The organism is Novosphingobium sp. BL-A-41-Hi4B-X5A, from assembly GCF_055521705.1.
The window spans coordinates 407,534-428,564 of record NZ_CM145500.1; the positions used below are offsets into that span (position 1 = coordinate 407,534).

Here is a 21,031-nt window from a genome sequence, read left to right on the forward strand (position 1 = left end):
AGCAAGGGATTATGACCGTTCTCCACTCCGCGCCGCGCTGGTCCTCGAACGAGAGTGTGAAGGATGCGCTGGCGGCTTCGCTGGGCGCGATGCTGGTCTCGGCTGACGAGGAGCATGGCGAAATCCTGCTCACGGTGGCGCGTGATAGTGTCGCCGATGCCATGCGCCTGCTGCGTGACGAACACGAATACCAGCAGCTGATGGACATCGCGGGCGTCGACTACCCGCAGCGGGCTGAGCGCTTCGACGTGTGCTATTGCCTGCTTTCGGTTACGAAGAACCACCGCGTGATCGTGAAGGTTTCGACCGACGAGGCGACGCCGGTGCCGACCGTGACGACGCTCTGGCCGAATGCCGGCTGGTACGAGCGTGAAGTCTACGACATGTTCGGCGTGTTGTTCGCGGGCAATTCGGACCTTCGCCGCATCCTCACCGACTATGGCTTCCAGGGGCATCCGTTCCGCAAGGACTTCCCGCTGACCGGCTATGTCGAGCTGCGCTATTCGGAAGAAGACAAGCGCGTGGTCTATGAGCCGGTGCAGCTGGCGCAGGACCTTCGCCAGTTCGACTTCATGAGCCCATGGGAAGGCGCGGACTACGTGCTGCCGGGTGACGAGAAGGCCGCGACGCCGCCGCCTGCTCCGGCTCCGGTCGCGACCAAGCCTGAGACCAAGGGCGATGCCAAGGCGGACGTGCCGAAGACGACCGATAGCAAGGCTGATACCGGCGCTGGCGAAAAGGCCAATGCCGAAGCGGCCAAGTCGGTTGCCGAGGCTGCGGCGCCTGTCGTGACCAAGGCGGAAGAGCCTGCCGCGCCCGAGCCGACCGAGGATCGTCCGGCCCGCAAGCCGCGCAAGAAGAAGACCGATGGAGAAGGCGCATGAGCCTGAGCCTCGAACAGTCGCCGACCACCGGCGACGAGGTCATCACCAACTACACGATCAACTTCGGGCCGCAGCACCCGGCGGCACACGGCGTGCTGCGCATGGTGATGGAGCTTGACGGCGAGATCATCGAGCGCATCGATCCGCACGTCGGCCTGCTCCATCGCGGCACCGAGAAGCTGATCGAGCACAAGACCTACCTGCAGGCGCTGCCGTATTTCGACCGGCTCGACTACTGCTCGCCGCTCGGCATGGAGCACTCCTACGTGCTCGCGGTAGAAAAGCTGCTGAACATCGAGGTTCCGCTGCGCGCCCAGTACCTGCGCGTGCTGTTTGCCGAGCTGACCCGCATCTGCAACCACATGCTCAACCTCGGGTCCCACGTCATGGACGTCGGCGCGATGACGCCGAACCTGTGGCTGTTCGAGATCCGCGAGGACTGCCTCAACTTCTTCGAGCGTGCATCGGGCGCGCGCATGCACTCGGCATGGTTCCGCCCCGGCGGCGTCCATCAGGACGTGCCGCTCAAGCTGCTGACCGACATCGCGGACTGGATCGACGAGCGTCTGTTCCCGCTGTTCGAAGACGCGATGAGCCTCGTCGTCGACAACCGCATCTTCAAGCAGCGCAATGTCGATATTGCCATCGTCTCCAAGGAAGATGCGCTGCGCTGGGGCTTCTCCGGCCCGATGATCCGTGGTTCGGGCATTCCGTGGGACTTGCGCAAGAGCCAGCCCTACGACGTCTATGACCGCATGGACTTCGCCGTGCCCGTGGGCACCAACGGCGATTGCTATGACCGCTTCATGGTCCGTGTCGAGGAAGTGCGCCAGTCGGCCCGCATCATGAAGCAGTGCATTGCGCAGATGCCCGAAGGCCCGGTGGCCAGCACCGACCGCAAGGTCGTGCCGCCCAAGCGCGCCGAGATGAAGCAGTCGATGGAAGCGCTGATCCATCACTTCAAGCTCTACACCGAAGGGTTCCACGTTCCGGCGGGCGAAGTCTACGTGGCAACCGAAAGCCCGAAGGGTGAATTCGGTGTCTATCTGATCTCGGACGGCTCGAACAAGCCGTACCGCTGCAAGATCCGCCCGACCGCGTTCAGCCATCTCCAGGCAATGGACTTCATGAGCGTCGGCCACATGCTGCCCGACGTGACCGCGATCATCGGCGCGATCGACGTGGTGTTCGGGGAGTGTGACCGGTGAGCAATCTCGAAACAGCCAAGGCCATGATCGCCGCCTACAATGCTCAGGACGTGGATACCTACGTCTCGTTCATGACCGACGATGCCTGCGAGGCGAACTATCGTGGGGATGTGGTGCGTGAGGGCAAGGAGGGCACGCGCTCGGGCCTTGCTGCCGCGTTTGCGCGCTGGCCGCAGAACCATGCCGAGATCAAGGAAGCGCAGGCCATCGGCAACTACGTGCTGATGCGCGAGCATGTGACACGCGGGCCCGCCACCGATGGTTCGGCACTGGTCGAGCCGTTCGACGTGATCGCAGTCTATTCTTTCGAGGGCGACAAGTGCTCTCGGGTGGAGTTTATCCGGTGAAGTCCACGTTTGACCTCATGCGCCTGTGGGCCATGCTGACGGGCCTCGTGCTCGCCGCGTGGTACTTCGGCGAACTCTGGCTCGGCGCGAAGGCGACCGAGTCGCTGCCCATGCTGATCGCCGCCATCGGTGGCTTCGAGCTGTTCCACTATGCGCAGGACATCCTGATCAAGCGGGGGCGGAGCAATGGCTGATCGCTATATCGAACCGGACAGCCCCGAACTGCGCGCCCGCTGGGGCGACTTCGCGTGGACTTCCGAGAATGCCGAGAAGGCCAAGCAGATCGTCGCGCGCTATCCGGCGGGGCGCCAGCGCTCGGCGGTGATGCCGCTGCTCGATCTGGCACAGCGCCAGGTGGGTGCCGAGCTGAACACGCAAGGCTGGTTGCCGATCCCGGTGATGGAATACGTGGCCAAGTACCTCGACATGCCGGTGATCCGCGTGGTCGAGGTGGCGACATTCTACACGATGTACAACATCGCCCCGATCGGCCGCTTCCACGTGCAGGTCTGCGGCACCACGCCGTGCATGCTGCGCGGGTCTGATGACATCCTCGCTGCCTGCAAGGGCAAGGGCCTGAAGAAGGGCCACACCACGCCGGACGGCATGTTCACGCTCACCGAAGTCGAGTGCATGGGCAACTGCGCTTCGGCCCCGATGGTCCAGATCAACGACGACAACTACGAAGACCTCACCGCCGCCGACATGGAGCGCATCCTTGACGAGCTGGCCGCGGGCAAGCAGCCCAAGACCGGCACGCAGCTTCCGGGCCGTCACACGGTGGAACCGGCAGGCGCGCTCAGCAACCTGACGGCGATGGTTGATGCCAACCACGACTATCGAGGGGAGTGGTAAGATGGCCCTTCAGGACAAGGACCGCATCTTCACCAACGTCTACGGCTTCCAGCCTTGGAACCTCGCCGCTGCGCGTGCGCGCGGGGATTGGGACAATACCAAGGCCCTGATGGAGCGCGGGCAGGACGCGATCATCGAGGAAGTCAAGGCGTCTGGCCTGCGCGGCCGTGGCGGTGCGGGCTTCCCCACCGGCATGAAGTGGTCGTTCATGCCCAAGGAGAGCAAGGACGGCCGTCCGAGCTTCCTGGTGATCAACGCCGACGAATCCGAGCCGGGTTCGTGCAAGGACCGTGAGATCATCCGCCACGATCCGCACAAGCTGATCGAGGGCGCGCTGATCGCGGGCTATGCGATGCGTGCGCGCGCCGCCTACATCTACATTCGCGGCGAATATATCCGCGAGGCCGAGACGCTGTTCGCCGCCGTGCAGGAGGCCTATGACGCCGGTCTGATCGGCAAGAACGCCTCCGGGTCAGGCTACGATTTCGACGTCTTCGTCCATCGCGGTGCGGGCGCCTACATCTGCGGCGAAGAGACCGCGATGATCGAGAGCCTCGAAGGCAAGAAGGGCCAGCCCCGCCTCAAGCCGCCGTTCCCGGCAGGCGCGGGCCTTTATGGCTGCCCGACCACGGTCAACAACGTGGAATCGATCGCGGTTGCGCCAACGATCCTGCGGCGCGGCGCTTCATGGTTCTCCTCGTTCGGGCGCGAGAACAACAAGGGCACCAAGCTCTTCCAGATCAGCGGCCATGTGAACCGGCCCTGCGTGGTCGAGGAAGAGATGAGCATCCCGTTCAGCGAGCTGATCGAGAAGCACTGCGGCGGCATCCGTGGCGGCAAGGACAACCTGCTCGCCGTCATCCCTGGTGGCTCGTCCGTTCCGCTGGTTCCGGCCGCCGAGATCTGGGACGCGCCGATGGACTTCGATGGCCTGCGCGCGCTGGGTTCGGGCCTTGGCACTGCCGCCGTCATCGTCATGGACAAGTCGACCGACATCGTCCGCGCGATCAGCCGCCTGTCGTACTTCTACAAGCACGAAAGCTGCGGCCAGTGCACGCCGTGCCGCGAAGGCACCGGCTGGATGTGGCGCGTGATGGAACGCCTGCGCACGGGCGATGCGGATGTCGAGGAAATCGACATGCTGTTCAACGTGACCAAGCAGGTCGAAGGCCACACCATCTGTGCCCTGGGTGACGCGGCCGCTTGGCCGATCCAGGGCCTGATCCGCCACTTCCGCCCCGAAATCGAACGTCGCATCGCCGAACGTGCGGGCGATGTCCGGGAGGCAGCAGAATAATGCCCAAGGTCAAAGTCGACGGCGTAGAACTCGAAGTCCCGGCAGGCGCTACCGTCCTGCAGGCGTGCGAGCTGGCCGGCAAGGAAATCCCGCGCTTCTGCTATCATGAGCGGCTGAGCATTGCCGGAAACTGCCGCATGTGCCTTGTCGAAGTGAAGCCGGGGCCGCCCAAGCCGCAGGCTTCGTGCGCTCTTCCGGCCAGCGAAGGCCAGGAAATCCGCACGGATTCCGAGATGGTCAAGAAGGCGCGGGAAGGGGTGATGGAGTTTCTCCTCATCAACCACCCGCTCGACTGCCCGATCTGCGATCAGGGCGGCGAATGCGACCTGCAGGACCAGTCGGTCGCCTATGGCCGTGGTGCCTCGCGCTATCACGAGAACAAGCGCGCGGTGACCGAGAAGTACATGGGCCCGCTCATCAAGACGACGATGACGCGCTGCATTCACTGCACCCGCTGCGTGCGATTCAGTGAAGAAGTGGCGGGCGTGGACGAAATCGGCGCGCTCTATCGCGGCGAAACGATGCAGATTTCCACCTATCTGGAAAAGGCTGCGGCGCACGAGCTTTCGGCCAACGTGATCGACCTTTGCCCGGTCGGCGCGCTGACCTCGCGTCCTTATGCGTTCGAAGCGCGTCCATGGGAGCTGAAGAAGACGCTGTCGATCGACGTTTCGGACGCACTGGGCTCGAACATCCGGCTCGACAGCCGTGGCCGCGAAGTGCTGCGCATCCTGCCGCGCGTCAACGATGACGTGAACGAGGAATGGCTGTCCGACCGTGGCCGCTACATGGTCGACGGCCTGACCCGCCGCCGCCTCGACAAGCCGTGGCTGCGCCGTGACGGCAAGCTGGTGGCGGCGACTTGGGCCGAGGCGTTCGAGGCTGTCGCGAAGATCAATCCGGGCTCATCGGTGGCGGTGATCGCGGGCGATCTGGTTGATTGCGAGACGATGTTTGCGGCCAGGAAGTTGGCGGGCGCCTTGGGTTCGTCGCTGCTCGAAGGTCGTCAGACCGGCTTGGCCTATGACACGTCGAACCTTGCGGCGGTGAACTTCAATTCGACGCTGGCGGGCATCGAAGATGCCGACGCCGTGCTGATCGTCGGCTCGATGATCCGCGACGAAGCGCCGTTGCTCAACACCCGCCTGCGCAAGGCGGTGAAGAAGGGCGCGAAGGTCTTCATCGTCGGCCCGCAGTGGGACCCGACCTATCCGGCGACCTTCCTCGGCGACGATCTGGCGGTGCTGGGCAACCTGCCTGCAGACGTCAGCGATGCGTTCGGCGCGGCGCAGAAGCCTGCAATCATCATCGGTGGTGCGGCTCTGGGCAAGGGCGCGCTGGGTGCGGGTCTCGCCTTTGCGGATCAGTTCAACCTCGTGCGCGAGGGCTGGAACGGCTTCAATGCGCTGCACATGGCGGCGAGCCGCATGGGCGGACTGATGCTCGGTTACGCTCAGGCCGGTGGCATTGCCGATCTGGTTGCGGCCAAGCCGAAGATGGTCATCTCGCTCGGCGCAGACGAGGTGGACTTCACCAGGTTTGCCGACAGCATGATCGTCCATATCGGTCACCATGGCGACAAGGCTGCACACGCTGCCGACGTGATCCTGCCGGCCGCCGCGTTCAGCGAGAAGGACGGCACTTACGTCAACACCGAAGGCCGCGTGCAGTACGCCGAGAAGGCCGTGTTCGCGCCCGGTGATGCCCGCGAGGACTGGACGATCCTGCGCGCCATGGCCGATGCGCTGGGCGTTTCGGTCGGGTTCGACAGCTTCGAGCAGCTTCGCGCGGCAATGGTTGCCGAAGTTCCGGCGCTGGGCGTGGAAGGCTTGGCCGATTACGGCGCGCTGCCTGCCGCTCCATCTGGTGCCAAGGCCGAGGGCGTTATCGCGGGCTATCCGATCAAGGACCGCTACCTGACCAACGCCATCGCCCGTTCCAGCCCGACGCTGCAGCGCTGCTCAGCGGAACTGCTCCACGGTGAAAGCTTCGCGGAGGCCGCGGAATGACCGAGTTCTTCATGGGTCTTGGCCTCTCGTACGAGTGGGCCTGGGGCATTGCCACCATCTGCGGGATCCTGCTGATCGCGTTTCCGCTGATGCTTGGCGTTGCCATGATCATCTATGCCGACCGCAAGATCTGGGCGGCGATGGCGCTGCGCAAGGGGCCGAACGTGGTGGGGCCGCTCGGCCTGCTGCAGTCGTTCGCCGACGGTCTGAAGGTGTTCCTGCAGGAAACCATCATCCCTTCGGCGGCGAACAAGGGCCTGTTCCTGATTGCGCCGATCATCACCTTCACCGTTGCACTGATGGCCTGGGCAGTGATCCCGTTCAACTCGGGCGCGGTGCTGGCCAACATCAACGTCGGCCTGCTCTACGTGCTCGCGATCTCGTCGCTCGGCGTTTACGGCGTGGTGATCGCGGGCTGGTCGTCGAACTCGAAGTATCCGTTCTTCTCGGCGATGCGCGCCTCGGCGCAGATGATCTCCTATGAAGTCTCGATCGGCTTCATCCTGATCTGCGTGGTGCTGTGGGCGGGGACGTTCAACCTGAACGACATCGTCAAGGCGCAGCAGAGCCACGTGTGGATCATCAACGGCTTCGTCGCGAACCCGCTGCTGTTCCCGATGTGGGTGATGTTCCTGATCTCGGGCATGGCCGAAACCGCACGCGCGCCGTTCGACCTGACCGAGGCGGAATCGGAACTGGTTGCGGGGTATCAGACCGAATACTCGTCGATGGCCTTCGCGCTCTACTGGCTCGGCGAATATGCCAACGTGCTGCTGATGTGCGCGCTGAACGCCGTGCTGTTCTGGGGCGGATACCTGCCACCGCTCGACATTCCGGTGCTCTACCTCGTGCCGGGCTTCGTGTGGCTGGTCTCCAAGATCCTGTTCTTCTTCTTCATATTCAGCTGGGTGAAGGCGACCGTCCCGCGCTATCGCTATGACCAGCTGATGCGCCTGGGCTGGAAGATCTTCCTGCCCGTATCGCTGCTGTTCGTGTTCCTCGTCAGCGGCTACCTCATGGCTACGAGGTACGGGGCATGAGTTTCGCCTTGGCCATCACGGTCGCTGCTCAGGCGAGCGTTGAACTCGCGCCGCCTTCATCTGTTACTGCAGGTGACATGACTCTCCCGGTTTCGATTTATGATTGCGAACTCGCAGACGTGAGGGGCGAGCACCGTTCGTTCTCCATCGAAATCAGAGGATGGCGCGCGTTTGAGACCGAAAGCGGTATCTATCACACGGACTCGCAAATTCGGGTTTTAGATGATCCCGGAAAGATTTTTGGAGGTTACGTGCTGGACACGTTTGATGGGCAAGAATTTCGAGGGGTTGCTAATTCAGGTAGCAGACCCTTCGGTAAAGCCTTTCAAGCAAGAATTCAGCAGGCTGATCAGACCCTGTCTAACGAATTCAAGGGTCGTGTTCTCATGACTATCGGAGAGTTCCGAGAGCCCAAACTCGGGCTCGATCCGTATTACACTAACGTGGGATTTTGCGACGTCGTTAGAACACCGCAAAGTCCGCTCTCGGACGATGAAGTTGCGGAGTTTACAAAGCAATGACCGCCGCCCAACTCATCAAGAGCTTCACCCTTTGGGAGTTCGTGAAGGCGCACTGGCTGACGTTGAAGTATCTCTTCAAGCCCAAGGCGACGATCAACTACCCGTTCGAGAAGAACCCGCTCTCGCCGCGCTTCCGTGGTGAGCATGCCCTGCGCCGTTATCCCAACGGCGAGGAGCGTTGCATCGCGTGCAAGCTGTGCGAGGCGGTGTGCCCGGCGCAGGCGATCACGATCGAAGCCGAACCGCGCGAGGACGGCAGCCGCCGCACCACGCGCTACGACATCGACATGACCAAGTGCATCTTCTGCGGCTTCTGCCAGGAAGCCTGCCCGGTCGATGCCATCGTCGAGGGGCCGAACTTCGAATATGCGACCGAAACGCGCGAAGAGCTGCTCTACGACAAGGCCAAGCTCCTTTCCAACGGGGACAAGTGGGAGCGGGCGATTGCCGCGAACCTTGAAGCCGATGCGCCGTATCGCTAGGGGGCCGCGCCAATGATTCAGGTATTTGCCTTCTATCTCTTCGCCACGCTCTGCATCTTCAGCGGTGCGGTGACGATCCTCGCGCGCAATCCGGTGCATTCGGTGCTCTGGCTGATCCTTGCGTTCTTCAACGCTGCCGGCCTGATGGTGCTGGTGGGTGCGGAGTTCATCGCGATGCTGCTCGTCATCGTCTATGTCGGCGCGGTCGCGGTGCTGTTCCTGTTCGTGGTGATGATGCTCGACATCGACTTTGCCGAATTGCGCGCCGGGTTCGTGAAGAACTTCCCGCTGGGCCTCGCGCTCGCAGCGGTGCTGTTCGTCGAACTGTTCGTCGGCCTGATCGTGCGCGGTGCAGGGTCGGTGGCGCTGGGCAAGGCGGATGGCTCGGCTGCGCAGGCAACTGATGCCTCGAACATCGAGGCGATCGGTGCGCTGCTCTACAGCCGCTACCTCTTCCTGTTCGAAGCGGCGGGTATCGTCCTGCTGGTTGCGATGATTGGCGCGATAGTGCTGACCCATCGCCAGCGCAGCGATACGCGCGGCCAGAACATCTCGAAGCAGAACGCGCGTCGTCCTGAAGAGGCGACCGTCAATCTCCAGCCGGAAGTGGGCAAGGGGGTCCAGATCTGATGATCGGCATCGAACACTATCTCGTCGTCAGCTCGATCCTGTTCGTGCTCGGCGTGCTCGGCATCTTCCTCAACCGGAAGAACGTGATCATCATCCTGATGGCGATCGAACTGATCCTGCTTTCGGTAAACCTCAACCTCGTCGCGTTCAGCGCGTTCCTGCACGACCTTGTCGGCCAGGTCTTCGCGATGTTCGTGCTGACGGTGGCTGCGGGCGAAGCGGCGATCGGGCTTGCCATTCTCGTCATCTATTTCCGTGGCCGCGGCACGATTGCCGTCGACGATGTCAACCGGATGAAGGGCTGAACACATGTCTTCCATCCTGATCATCGTATTTCTGCCGCTTCTGGCAGCGATCATCGCAGGGCTCGGCAACAAGAAGCTGGGTGCGGTTCCGGCCAAGGTCGTGACCACCGGCGCGTTGTTCATCTCCTGCGCGCTGTCCTGGCCGATCTTCCTCTCGTTCCTTGGCGGCACTGCCGAGGCGAGCGTGACGCCGGTGCTGCACTGGGTGAAGTCGGGTGCGCTCGACTTTTCGTGGGCGCTGCGGGTCGACACGCTGACCGCCGTCATGCTGGTGGTCATCACCAGCGTCTCGGCGCTCGTCCACCTCTACTCGTGGGGCTACATGAGCGAGGAGCCGGATTGCCCACGCTTCTTCGCCTACCTCTCGCTGTTCACCTTCGCCATGCTCATGCTGGTGACGGCGGACAATCTTGTGCAGATGTTCTTCGGTTGGGAAGGCGTAGGCCTTGCCTCGTACCTGCTGATCGGCTTCTGGTTCCGCAAGCCCTCGGCCAACGCTGCCGCGATGAAGGCCTTCGTGGTCAACCGCGTCGGTGACCTCGGCTTCATGATGGGCATTTTCGGGACTTTCCTGGTGTTCGGCACCGTGTCGATCCCGGCGATCCTCGAAGCCGCGCCCGGCATGGCCGGATCGACAATCGGGTTCCTTGGGGCTCGTTTCGACACGATGACTGTGCTGTGCCTGCTGCTGTTCATCGGCGCGATGGGCAAGTCGGCGCAGCTTGGCCTGCACACCTGGCTGCCCGACGCGATGGAAGGCCCGACCCCGGTGTCGGCGCTGATCCACGCAGCGACGATGGTGACGGCGGGCGTGTTCATGGTCTGCCGCCTCTCGCCTATGTTCGAGGTCAGCCCGACGGCGCTGTCGTTCGTGACCTTCATCGGGGCGATGACCTGCATCTTTGCGGCAACCGTCGGCACGACGCAGACCGACATCAAGCGCGTGATCGCCTATTCGACCTGTTCGCAGCTGGGCTACATGTTCTTCGCGGCGGGCGTCTCGGCCTATGGCGCGGCGATGTTCCACCTGTTCACGCACGCCTTCTTCAAGGCGCTGCTGTTCCTTGGTGCCGGATCGGTGATCCATGCGATGCACCACGAGCAGGACATGCGGTACTACGGAGGCCTGCGTAAGAGCATTCCGCTGACCTACTGGGCGATGATGATGGGCACGCTGGCGATCACCGGCGTCGGCATCGTCGACGTGTTCGGCTTCGCCGGGTTCTACTCGAAGGATGGGATCCTTGAGGCGGCCTATGGCAAGGGCACTGAACTTGGCCACTTCGCCTTCTTCCTCGGCATCTTCGCGGCGCTGCTGACCAGCTTCTATTCGTGGCGTCTGGTGTTCCTGACCTTCTTCGGCAAGCCGCGCTGGGAGCAGTCGGAGCACATCCAGCACGCGGTGCATGATGCGCACGGCCATGACGATCATGCCCATGGTCACGACGATCATGCGCACGCCGATCATCATGACGAGCACAGCGACGGCACGGCGGGCTATCACCCGCACGAAAGCCCGCTGAACATGCTGGTTCCGTTGGGCGTGCTGTCGCTGGGTGCGATCTTCGCGGGGTACGTGTTCCACCACGCCTTCATCAGCGAAGGCACGGGCGAGTTCTGGAAGGGTTCTCTGGTCTTTGCCGAGCATACGCTCCACGCGATGCACGGCGTGCCGACCTGGGTGAAGTGGGCGCCGTTCGCGGTCATGGCTACTGGCCTGCTGATTGCTTGGTATGCTTACATCAAGAACACGAAGTTCCCGGCGGCGTTCGTCGACCAGTTCGGGTTCCTCTACAAGTTCCTGCTCAACAAGTGGTACTTCGACGAACTCTACCACTATGTCTTCGTCGTCCCCGCGATGTGGCTGGGCCGCGTGTTCTGGAAGGTTGTCGACCAGGGCGTGATCGACCGGTTCGGACCGAACGGTGCCGCATGGGTCGTCGCCCAGGGCAGCCGCGCCGCCGCCAAGCTCCAGTCGGGGTATCTCTATAGCTATGCGCTGGTCATGCTCGTCGGCCTTGTCGGCGCGATCAGCTGGGTGATCGCACAATGACCGGTTTTCCGATCCTCTCGCTGATGCTGCTGGTGCCGCTGGTTGCGGCAGTGGCCTGCCTTGTCGTGCCGCGCGAACAGGCGCGCTCCGTTGCGCTCGTCGCCACGCTGATCGACTTCGTGCTGGGGGTGATCCTCTGGGCGAATTTCGACATCGGCGGCGCGCAGTGGCAGTTCACGGAAAGTGCTGCGGTGTTCTCGGGCTTCTCGTGGAAGCTCGGCATCGATGGCATTGCGCTGCTGCTGATCGCGCTGACGGTATTCCTGATGCCGATCTGCATCGGTGCCAGCTGGACCTCGATCGACAAGCGCCAAGGCGAATATTACGCGGCGTTCCTCCTGATGGAGACGCTGATGATCGGCGTCTTCGCAGCGCAGGACCTGTTCCTGTTCTACATCATGTTCGAAGCCGGCCTGATCCCGATGTACCTGATCATCGGCGTGTGGGGCGGTGCTGAACGCATCTACGCCAGCTACAAGTTCTTCCTCTACACGCTGCTCGGCTCGGTGTTGATGCTGATCGCGATGTTCTGGATGGTGAACGAGGCGGGCACGACCGACATCCCGACGCTGATGGCCTACAACTTCCCGGTTCAGGCGCAGACCTGGCTGTGGCTGGCTTTCTTCGCGAGCTTTGCGGTGAAGATGCCGATGTGGCCGGTTCACACCTGGCTGCCCGACGCACACGTTCAGGCACCAACCGGCGGTTCGGTCATCCTCGCAGGCGTGCTGCTGAAGATGGGCGGCTACGGCTTCATCCGCTTCTCGCTGCCGATGTTCCCCGAAGCCTCGGCGCAGTTCGCGCCGCTGATCTTCGGAATGTCGATGGCTGCGGTGGTGATCACCTCGCTGATCGCGCTGGTGCAGCACGACATGAAGAAGCTGATCGCCTATTCGTCGGTCGCCCATATGGCGATCGTGACGATCGGCCTGTTCGCGTTCAACCAGCAGGGTCTTGAAGGCTCGATGCTGATCATGCTGAGCCACGGCCTGGTCGCAGGCGCGCTGTTCCTCAGCGTCGGTGTGATCTACGACCGCCTGCATACGCGTGAAATCGCCCGTTACGGCGGTCTTTCGATCAACATGCCGTACTATGCAGTGTTCCTGCTGTTGTTCACGATGGCATCGATCGGCCTGCCGGGCACGAGTGGTTTCGTGGGCGAATTCCTGTCGCTGATGGGAGTCTACCAGATCTCGAGCTGGGTGGCGCTGATCTGCACCACCGGGATCATCCTCGGTGCGGCTTACATGCTCTACCTCTATCGCCGCATTGCCTATGGCGAACAGAAGAACGCCGATGCCGCCGCGATGCTCGATCTCGACAAGCGCGAATGGGCGATGATGGTGCCGCTGGCCGCCGTGGTGCTGTGGATGGGCGTGTACCCGGAAAGCTTCATCGCGCCGATGCGCAAGGACATTGCTGCGCTCGATGCGCGCCTGGCGCAGGCCAAGCCCAAGGGCGATGCGCAACCTACTGCTGGAAAGCCGATGGCTCCCGAACACGCTATGACTGAACATGCTGCCGCGCACGGGGAGGCACACTGATGGACTTCGCCCGTTCGCTCGCGCTCACTTCGCCCGAAATCCTGCTTTCGATCTCGGGCCTGGTGCTGCTGCTGATTGCCGCATGGGGCGGTGACAAGGCCTCGCGCCTGATCTCGATCCTTGCCGTTGCTGTCCTTACGGTCTGCGCGATCCTTACTGCGCCCGCGCTGTGGGGTCAGGCTATGGGGCCGGACGTGGCTGCGTTCGGTGGCCAGCATCGTGCGGATGCTTTCGCGGCATTCGGTAAGTTGCTGATCTACGCCAGCGCTGGCGTCACGCTGATCGTCGCGCAGTCGTTCTTCGACAAGTCGCGGGCGATGCGCGCCGAATTCCCGCTGCTGGTGTTGTTCGCCTCGCTCGGCATGGGCATGATGGTCTCGGCGGGCGACCTGCTGGCGCTTTACATCGGTCTCGAACTGAACAGCCTTGCGTCGTACGTCATGGCGTCGATGCTCCGCAATGACGAGCGTTCGGCGGAATCCGGCCTCAAGTACTTCGTGCTGGGTTCGCTGGCTTCGGGTATCCTGCTGTTCGGCATGAGCCTGACCTATGGCTTCACTGGTACGACGAGCTTTGCCGGGATCAACGCGGCGCTTTCGGGCGGTCTGTCGACCGGAGCAACTTTCGGCCTGATCTTTGTGCTGGCCGGCCTTGCCTTCAAGATCAGCGCCGCTCCGTTCCACATGTGGACGCCTGACGTCTATGAAGGTGCGCCGACCCCGGTGACGACCTTCTTTGCCACGGCCTCGAAGGTCTCGGCGCTCGGCTTGCTTATGCGCGTCAGCTTCGAGGCATTCGGCAGCCAGCCGCATGCCTGGCAGCAGGTGGTGATCTTTGCGTCGCTGCTTTCGATTGTGATCGGTGCGCTGGGGGCGATCGGCCAGAACAACATCAAGCGCCTGATGGCCTATTCGTCGATCAACAACGTCGGCTTCATCCTGATCGGCCTCGCCACGGCGACACGTGCAGGTGCGTCGGCGATGCTGGTATACATCGCGATTTATGTTGCCATGTCGGTGGCAGGCTTCGTTGCCGTCCTGCTGCTGCGTGACGAGAATGGCGAGCAGGTCGAGGCGATCTCGGACCTTGCGGGCCTTTCCAAGACCCGCCCGTGGATTGCTCTGGCGATGGCATCGGTGATGTTCAGCCTGGCTGGCATCCCGCCGCTGTTCGGCTTCTGGGGCAAGTTCGTGGTGTTTCAGGCAGCCGTGCAGGCCGACCTGATCGTGCTTGCCGCGATCGGTATTGCAGCTTCGGTTATCGGTGCGTTCTACTACCTCAAGGTCGTCAAGGTGATGTACTTCGACGAACCGGCCGACGTGGTGAAGGGGGCGGGCGAGACTTCGCACACCGTGCTTCTGGTGCTTTCCAGCCTTGCAATCTCGCCGCTGGGCTACCTTGGCACCAAGTGCCTCGGCACTCTGGCGAACTACGCTGCCGCAGCGCTTTTCCCGGTCGGCTGATCACTTGATCGAGACTGTCGCCGAAATTCCCTCGACCAATGGTGCGCTACTTGCGCGCCTTGGCGGGGAAGAGGCCTTGGCCGAGGGTGACTGGCTGATTGCTGATCGGCAGAGCGCCGGACGTGGGCGAGCAGGGCGTGCATGGAGCGACGGCTTCGGCAACTTCATGGGGTCGACCGTCATCAATCTGCGCGGTTCCGATCCCTTGCCGCAGACGCTGGCGCTGGTTGCTGGGCTGGCTGTGCACGAGACGGTTGGTGCCGTCGCCCCGGCATTGGCCGATCTCTATCTGAAGTGGCCGAACGACCTGCTTGTCGGTGAGGCCAAGTTGGCGGGCATCCTGCTCGAGCGCCAACGCGATGCCGTGGTTATCGGTATTGGCGTGAACCTCGCGCGAGCACCGCAAGTGCCTGACCGTACCACAGTTTCGCTGCGCGATCTGGACATCGTCATTTCTCGCGACCAGTTTGCCGCTGATCTTGCGGCCCGGCTGCGCGATGCGATCGACCGGTGGCACTTTGGCGAATGGCCGCTGTTGCGCCAGCAGTGGATTTCCCGAGCCTTGCCCACAGGGACGCTTGTCTCGGTCAAGGATAGCGACCACGGCACAATCATGGGGGCTTTTGCCGGAATCGATGATGACGGTGTTGCCCTTCTTCGCTTGGCGGACGGGGCGGTCCGTGCCATCCACGCGGGCGACATAGATATGGTGGGGTCCCATGCTTCTGGCGGTTGACGTCGGCAATACCAATATCGTCTTCGCACTGTTCGAAGGCCGCGAGATCAAGTCGCGCTGGCGCGTGGCGACCGATCCGCGCCGAACGGCCGATGAGTACGCGGTGTGGCTGCTGCAACTCATGCAGTTGCAAGGCTTTGACCGGAATGCGGTGAGCAAGATCATCATCTCGACTGTGGTGCCGCGCGCGCAGCACAACCTTGAGGTGCTCTCGCAGAAGTATTTCGGGCTTGATCCGCTGATCGCCGGACAGGCGCCGGTGGAGTGGGGTTTCGAGGCGGACGTCGATGAACCACGCTCGCTGGGGGCGGATCGCGCAGTTAACACTGTCGCGGCACATGCGAAGTATGCCGGGGACCTGATCGTGGTCGATTTCGGCACGGCCACGACCTTCGACGTGGTAGACTTCAACGGCGCCTACAAGGGCGGGATAATCGCGCCGGGGATCAACCTGTCGCTCGACGCGCTGGTCACGGCGGCGGCAAAACTGCCGCGCATCGCAATCGCGCCACCGCAGGGCAATGACCGCCGGGTCATCGGTCGCAATACCGAAGACCAGATGCAGATCGGCGTGTTCTGGGGCTATGTCGCGATGATGGAAGGCCTGATCGCGCGACTGCGATCCGAGATCGGTCGCCCTGCCCGGATCATCGCGACGGGCGGCCTTGCCGTGCTGTTCGATGAGCATACCGAGATTTTCGATCACGTTGACACCGACCTTACGCTCGATGGCCTCGCGATCCTTGCTGAAAGAGTGCCTGTTTCGTGAAGCCTGCCAAGGAACTCCTTTTCCTCGCGCTCGGCGGATCGGGCGAGATCGGGATGAACGTCAACCTCTATTGCTGTGACGGCAAGTGGCTGATGGTCGACCTCGGCATGACTTTCGCCGACCCCTATTATCCCGGGATCGATCTGGTATTTGCCGACCTCGATTTCATCGAGCAGCGGCTCGATGACCTGGTGGGTATCGTGCTGACGCACGCGCACGAAGACCATATTGGCGCCGTGCCGTACTTTGCGCAGGACCTCGGCGTGCCGCTTTATGCGACGCCTTTCACGGCCAAGCTGGTCCATGAGAAGCTGGTCGAAGCTGGGATCGATGACGAGGTCGAACTCAACGTCATCGACCATCTCGACAGGTTCGAACTCGGCCCCTTTGGCGTTCGCTACGTGCCGCTGGCGCACTCGATTGCTGAAGGCAATGCGCTGCTGATCGACACGCCGCACGGCCGTATCTTCCATACCGGCGACTGGAAGCTGGACGACGAGCCGCGCATCGGTACTCCGGCGACCGAAGAAGAGTTGACCGCCATCGGTGATGAGGGCGTTCTGGCGCTGGTCTGCGATTCCACTAACGTGTTCAATCCCAAGCCATCCGGTTCGGAAGGTGAAGTGCGGGCAGGGCTGCTCGAAGCCGTTGGTGCGCAGAAGGGGCGCCGTGTTGTCGTAACCACCTTCGCTTCCAACGTGGCGCGTCTGCAGACGCTGGGCGAAGTGGCGGAAGCGACCAATCGCAAGCTGTGCGTTGCAGGGCGGTCGCTCGATCGGATCATCCGCGTCGCGCAGTCCTGCGGTTATCTCAAGAACTTCCCTGACCTCGTCCACATGGATGATGCCATGGACGTGCCGCGCGGCGAACTGCTGGTGCTGGCGACTGGAGGACAGGGTGAGCCGCGCGCTGCTCTGGCACGCATTGCCGGCGATCAGCATCCGGTGCGGCTCGAGAAGGGCGATGTGGTGCTGTTCTCCAGCCGCCAGATCCCCGGAAACGAGCTCGCCATCGGGCGCATCCAGAATGCTCTGGTAGAGAAGGGCGTGCGGATAGTGACCGACAGGCAGTCGATGATCCACGTTTCCGGCCACCCCGGTCGCCCTGAACTGGTGGCGTTGTATAACTGGATCCGGCCGGAGATCCTTGTGCCGGTCCATGGCGAGATTCGCCACATGGCCGAGCAGGCGCAGCTTGGGCTGGATGAAGGGATTCCCAAAACGATCCTGCAGAAGAATGGCGATCTGATCCGGCTTGCACCGGATGGTCCAAAGAAACTGTCTGAAGAACGCTCCGGGCGGCTGGTGCTTGACGGCGACATTATCGCTCCCGCCGATGGCGAGGGCGTAGTCGCGCGGCGCAAGCTTTCGCAGAACGGGCTGATCACGGCGGCGCTGGCAGTGCGGCACGATGGGCAACTGGTTTCCGATGTCGAGATTGCCTCGATCGGCATCCCGCTGGACGAAGACATGGAAGCCTTCGTGGCCGAGGCCAAGGTCGAGGCGGCGCAGGCCGTGCGCAATCTCAAGGGCGATCGCAAGCGTGATCGGGTGGCCGTGGCGGAGACCGTGAGGCTGGCGGTGCGCCGCACCGGACAACGCTGGTCGGGCAAGAAGCCGGTCGTGCAAGTGCTCCTACGGGAAAGCTGATGCCATGAAGATCACGTCGATCATTGCGATTTACGGCCTGTTCTGGGTCATGGCGGCGTTCATCGTCCTGCCCTTCGGCGTGCGTACGCATGACGAGCTCGGGCAGGAGAAGGTGCTCGGCCAGGCTGACAGCGCGCCCGGCAACTTCGCCCCACGCAAGATCGCAATCCGTGCGACGATCCTATCGGCGGTGATGTTCGGGTTCTTCTATGCCAACTATTTCAATGGCTGGATCACCGTGGCCGACCTCGATTTGACGACATATTTCCCGCACTGACTGTGGCTGGGGGGGCTGGCGAGAGTGGGGAGATAAGGCAGCGTCGGATCGACCCGGCGCTGGCGTGGTTGCTGGTCCTCGCGCTTGGCTTCCGCATTCCGAACTCGCTGTTCACCGTCTATCACCACGCTGACGAGATCTGGCAATATATCGAGCCGGCTTACGGCCTGATCACCGGCGACTGGATCCGTACATGGGATATCCGGCTGGGTATTCGCAGCTGGTTGATCCCGCTGGTAATGGTCGGGCCGGTCTGGCTTGGCCATGCGCTCGATCCCGCGGGCGAATTGCATCTGGTGCTGCCGCGCCTGTGCATGGCTCTTGCATCGCTGGGAACGGTCTGGGCCGGGTGGTCGCTCGGCCTACGGATCAGTCGGACACATGCGATAACCGCTGCGTTCGTTGCCGCGGTCTGGGTGGACTTCGCTTACTTTGCCTCGCGCACGTCTAGCGATACCTTTTCCGTTCTCGCCATCCTTCCCGGTCTCGCCATGCTGGTGCGCTTTCGTGACCAAGGCAATCGCCGCGACGCGCTGATCGGCGGGTTCCTCCTGGGTCTTGGCTTCATTACGCGGTTTCCGCTTGGCCCGGCCTTGGCAATCCCTTTCCTTTGGACCGGCCGGACTGATTTCCGTCGCGCCTGGCCACCGCTTGTGCTCGGCGCGGCAGGAGGCATCTTGTGCGATGCCTTGGCCAACCTCGCGATGGGCGAAATTCCACTGGTGTGGATCTACAACAACGTCTTTGCCAACGTGGTGGCCAATCGCAGCCATGCCTATGGCGTAGAGGCGCCGGAGTGGTATCTTCAGGTGCTGATCTGGCAGTGGCAGTGGATTGCGGTGCTGCTCGTGCCGTCTGCGCTGCTGGGATTGAAGCGATATCCGATGCTTGGCGCGACGGCGATTGCCGTGATCGCAATACACTCGGCGATTGGCCACAAGGAGTATCGCTTCATTTTGCTTGCGGTTCTCTTGATCGTGCTGTTGTCGGCGATCGGCTCGGTGGATCTGGCGCGGCTGATCGCAACCTGGCGCAAGCGGGAGCTTGGCCGGATGGGCGTTGGTCTCATGCTCGGCCTGTGGCTGGCGGCATCGGTTCAAGTGGCCGCGACCGAGCCTTTCGTCATCAATTGGGGCGTTGGCAAGGCACCGCTCCGGGCGATGCGGACCGTGCGCGGCCAGCCGAACTTCTGCGGCCTTGCGACCTATCGCATCCGTGACGTCCCTTTCGTGTCGCGCGCGGTCCTCAACCGCAAGGGGCAGACGCTCCTGATCGAGGGTCGACAAGCGCCTCGTATCGCGGAGCAGGCGCAGGCGCGCTATAACGTCGCTGTGGCGCCGGCAGAGCACATGGGCGAGCTGCCCCCGGCCTATCGGTTCGTCGGCTGCATGTCTCCGAAGAAGCCGCTGTTCGAGCAGCAGTATTGCGTGTTCAGGCGGGAAGGGCCGTGTACCGAACCGGCGGGCGATCTCGATTACAACGCCGTGCTGATCCGCATCGACAAGTAGCGATCAGACGCCTTCCAGCGCATATCCTGCCGAGCGTACGGTGCGGACCGGATCGGCGGCACCGGGGATGGCGATGGCCTGACGCAACCGGCGGATGTGAACGTCCACCGTGCGCAGTTCGATGTCGCTGCCGCTGCCCCATACCGCGTCGAGCAACTGCCCGCGCGAGAACACGCGACCGGGATGTTCCATGAAGTGCTTCAGAAGGCGAAACTCGGTCGGACCGACCTTCATCGGCATGCCGCGACGCATCACGCGGTGAGCGGTCGGGTCAAGCGACAGGTCGCCGACAGTGATCGTCTCGCCGGCAAGGGCCGGGCGTACGCGGCGCAGTACCGCTCCGACGCGCGCGATCAGTTCGCGCGGGGAGAAGGGCTTGGTGACGTAATCGTCAGCGCCGATCTCCAGCCCCCGAATGCGGTCGTCCTCGTCCGAACGGGCGGTGAGCATGATGATCGGAACGTGCGCCGTTTCCTTGTTACGACGCAGGCGACGGCAAACTTCGATTCCGCTGGTGCCACCGATCATCCAATCGAGCAGCACGAGGTCGGGCGCATCTTCGGCGGCAAGGAGCAAGGCCTCGTCGCCATCATCGGTGGTGCGCACATCGTAGCCTTCGCCGCGGAACCGGTATTCGACCAGTTCGGCGAGGGCGGTGTCATCTTCAACCAGCAGCAACTTCGGAGCAGGCACGCAAACCTCCTTGACGGTCAGTTTGCCAAGACACGACCAATGTTACCGCCTTGTGACGAAACCCGAAAAGGGATTCACGCTGGCGGCAGCACTTCCTCACGGTCCGGCAGGTTCATGCCCGTTGCGGCGTAGTAGACCATTTCGGCGATATTGGTGGCATGGTCGCCAATGCGCTCGATATTGCGTGCGACGAACAGGAGCTGTGCGGCGCTGCTGATCGTGGCGGGGTTTTCGACCATGAACGAGACGAGGTTGCGGAAGATCGAATCGTAGAACGCATCGACCTTGGCATCACGCTGGACGATCTCCGCCGCGGCAACCGGATCACGCGCGGCGAACGCTGTCAGCACATCGTGGACCATTTCGGCCGCGAGGTCGTTCATGGCCGGGATCAGCGTCAGCGGCTCGAAGCGCTTGCGCCCTTCGATGATGCCGACGCGCTTGGCGATGTTCTTGGCGTAATCGCCGATGCGTTCGATCACGCCGGCGATCTTGAGTGCAGCGATCACTTCGCGCAGGTCGTCAGCCATGGGCGCGCGCAGGGCAAGGACGCGGATTGCAAGTTTGTCCACCTCGGCCTCGAGCTGGTCGATGCGCTTGTCACGGGCGATCACGCCAGCGGCAAGGTCATGGTCGCCGCGCAGCAGCGCATCCATGGCTTCTGACACGGACAATTCAGCGAGTCCGCCCATTTCCGCGACCAGGCCACGCAGCCGGGTGATGTCCTCGTCGAATGCCTTGACGGTATGTTCGGCCACCAT

Annotated in this window: 22 protein-coding genes; 20 read left to right on the forward strand and 2 right to left on the reverse strand. The window is 62.7% G+C overall.

All coding sequences use genetic code 11. From position 1 onward, the window contains the following. Positions 1–11 precede the first annotated feature (11 nt). From ACZ1JY_RS01745 to ACZ1JY_RS01840, 20 genes are read left to right on the forward strand one after another with little or no spacing between them, the layout of a single operon-like run. Positions 12–884, forward strand: coding sequence for an NADH-quinone oxidoreductase subunit C (locus ACZ1JY_RS01745; protein ID WP_465130170.1), 873 nt, complete (start codon positions 12–14; stop codon positions 882–884). Then, positions 881–2,092 carry an NADH-quinone oxidoreductase subunit D gene (locus ACZ1JY_RS01750; protein ID WP_168903189.1) on the forward strand — a complete coding sequence of 404 codons (1,212 nt, stop codon included), beginning with the start codon at positions 881–883 and terminating at the stop codon, positions 2,090–2,092. The genes ACZ1JY_RS01745 and ACZ1JY_RS01750 overlap by 4 nt, the downstream gene beginning before the upstream one ends. After that, positions 2,089–2,439, forward strand: coding sequence for a nuclear transport factor 2 family protein (locus ACZ1JY_RS01755; RefSeq protein WP_465130171.1), 351 nt, complete (start codon positions 2,089–2,091; stop codon positions 2,437–2,439). Before ACZ1JY_RS01750 ends, ACZ1JY_RS01755 begins: the two co-directional genes overlap by 4 nt. After that, entirely contained in the window at positions 2,436–2,633 is a 198-nt protein-coding gene (locus ACZ1JY_RS01760; protein ID WP_465130172.1) for a hypothetical protein, read from the forward strand. The genes ACZ1JY_RS01755 and ACZ1JY_RS01760 overlap by 4 nt, the downstream gene beginning before the upstream one ends. Beyond that, complete coding sequence (locus tag ACZ1JY_RS01765) at positions 2,626–3,294, forward strand: complex I 24 kDa subunit family protein (protein ID WP_465130173.1); 669 nt, start codon at positions 2,626–2,628, stop codon at positions 3,292–3,294. Before ACZ1JY_RS01760 ends, ACZ1JY_RS01765 begins: the two co-directional genes overlap by 8 nt. Before the next feature lies 1 nt (position 3,295). Beyond that, positions 3,296–4,591 carry an NADH-quinone oxidoreductase subunit NuoF gene (gene nuoF, locus ACZ1JY_RS01770; RefSeq protein ID WP_465130174.1) on the forward strand — a complete coding sequence of 432 codons (1,296 nt, stop codon included), beginning with the start codon at positions 3,296–3,298 and terminating at the stop codon, positions 4,589–4,591. Then, a complete protein-coding gene (nuoG, locus tag ACZ1JY_RS01775; protein WP_465130175.1) occupies positions 4,591–6,600 on the forward strand; it encodes an NADH-quinone oxidoreductase subunit NuoG in 2,010 nt (669 codons plus the stop codon). The genes nuoF and nuoG overlap by 1 nt, the downstream gene beginning before the upstream one ends. After that, positions 6,597–7,640 (forward strand): NADH-quinone oxidoreductase subunit NuoH, encoded by a 1,044-nt coding sequence (gene nuoH, locus ACZ1JY_RS01780; protein WP_465130176.1) that lies wholly within the window; start codon positions 6,597–6,599, stop codon positions 7,638–7,640. Before nuoG ends, nuoH begins: the two co-directional genes overlap by 4 nt. Further along, complete coding sequence (locus ACZ1JY_RS01785) at positions 7,637–8,161, forward strand: hypothetical protein (protein WP_465130177.1); 525 nt, start codon at positions 7,637–7,639, stop codon at positions 8,159–8,161. Before nuoH ends, ACZ1JY_RS01785 begins: the two co-directional genes overlap by 4 nt. Further along, positions 8,158–8,643: an NADH-quinone oxidoreductase subunit NuoI gene (nuoI, locus tag ACZ1JY_RS01790; protein WP_465130178.1), complete on the forward strand. Its 486-nt coding sequence runs from the start codon at positions 8,158–8,160 to the stop codon at positions 8,641–8,643. The genes ACZ1JY_RS01785 and nuoI overlap by 4 nt, the downstream gene beginning before the upstream one ends. A 12-nt stretch (positions 8,644–8,655) precedes the next feature. Beyond that, positions 8,656–9,273 (forward strand): NADH-quinone oxidoreductase subunit J, encoded by a 618-nt coding sequence (locus tag ACZ1JY_RS01795; RefSeq protein WP_465130179.1) that lies wholly within the window; start codon positions 8,656–8,658, stop codon positions 9,271–9,273. Continuing rightward, positions 9,273–9,578: an NADH-quinone oxidoreductase subunit NuoK gene (gene nuoK / locus ACZ1JY_RS01800; protein WP_011445933.1), complete on the forward strand. Its 306-nt coding sequence runs from the start codon at positions 9,273–9,275 to the stop codon at positions 9,576–9,578. Before ACZ1JY_RS01795 ends, nuoK begins: the two co-directional genes overlap by 1 nt. A gap of 4 nt (positions 9,579–9,582) precedes the next feature. Further along, positions 9,583–11,631, forward strand: coding sequence for an NADH-quinone oxidoreductase subunit L (gene nuoL, locus ACZ1JY_RS01805; RefSeq protein WP_465130180.1), 2,049 nt, complete (start codon positions 9,583–9,585; stop codon positions 11,629–11,631). Beyond that, positions 11,628–13,175 carry an NADH-quinone oxidoreductase subunit M gene (locus ACZ1JY_RS01810; protein ID WP_168903196.1) on the forward strand — a complete coding sequence of 516 codons (1,548 nt, stop codon included), beginning with the start codon at positions 11,628–11,630 and terminating at the stop codon, positions 13,173–13,175. Before nuoL ends, ACZ1JY_RS01810 begins: the two co-directional genes overlap by 4 nt. Further along, positions 13,175–14,638, forward strand: coding sequence for an NADH-quinone oxidoreductase subunit NuoN (nuoN, locus tag ACZ1JY_RS01815; protein ID WP_465130181.1), 1,464 nt, complete (start codon positions 13,175–13,177; stop codon positions 14,636–14,638). The genes ACZ1JY_RS01810 and nuoN overlap by 1 nt, the downstream gene beginning before the upstream one ends. Positions 14,639–14,642: 4 nt before the next feature. Beyond that, positions 14,643–15,374, forward strand: coding sequence for a biotin--[acetyl-CoA-carboxylase] ligase (locus tag ACZ1JY_RS01820; RefSeq protein ID WP_465130182.1), 732 nt, complete (start codon positions 14,643–14,645; stop codon positions 15,372–15,374). Further along, entirely contained in the window at positions 15,358–16,143 is a 786-nt protein-coding gene (locus ACZ1JY_RS01825) for a type III pantothenate kinase (protein ID WP_118074058.1), read from the forward strand. The genes ACZ1JY_RS01820 and ACZ1JY_RS01825 overlap by 17 nt, the downstream gene beginning before the upstream one ends. Beyond that, a complete protein-coding gene (locus ACZ1JY_RS01830) occupies positions 16,140–17,792 on the forward strand; it encodes a ribonuclease J (protein ID WP_465130183.1) in 1,653 nt (550 codons plus the stop codon). The genes ACZ1JY_RS01825 and ACZ1JY_RS01830 overlap by 4 nt, the downstream gene beginning before the upstream one ends. Positions 17,793–17,796: 4 nt before the next feature. Then, positions 17,797–18,069, forward strand: coding sequence for a DUF1467 family protein (locus ACZ1JY_RS01835; RefSeq protein WP_465130184.1), 273 nt, complete (start codon positions 17,797–17,799; stop codon positions 18,067–18,069). 2 nt (positions 18,070–18,071) lie between these two features. Then, positions 18,072–19,577 (forward strand): glycosyltransferase family 39 protein, encoded by a 1,506-nt coding sequence (locus tag ACZ1JY_RS01840; RefSeq protein WP_465130185.1) that lies wholly within the window; start codon positions 18,072–18,074, stop codon positions 19,575–19,577. 3 nt (positions 19,578–19,580) lie between these two features. Here ACZ1JY_RS01840 and phoB read toward each other — a convergent pair whose 3' ends face one another. Then, positions 19,581–20,270, reverse strand: coding sequence for a phosphate regulon transcriptional regulator PhoB (phoB, locus tag ACZ1JY_RS01845; RefSeq protein ID WP_118074054.1), 690 nt, complete (start codon positions 20,268–20,270; stop codon positions 19,581–19,583). 74 nt (positions 20,271–20,344) lie between these two features. Next, on the reverse strand, positions 20,345–21,031 hold the full coding sequence (phoU, locus tag ACZ1JY_RS01850; RefSeq protein ID WP_039331329.1) for a phosphate signaling complex protein PhoU: 687 nt from the start codon (positions 21,029–21,031) through the stop codon (positions 20,345–20,347).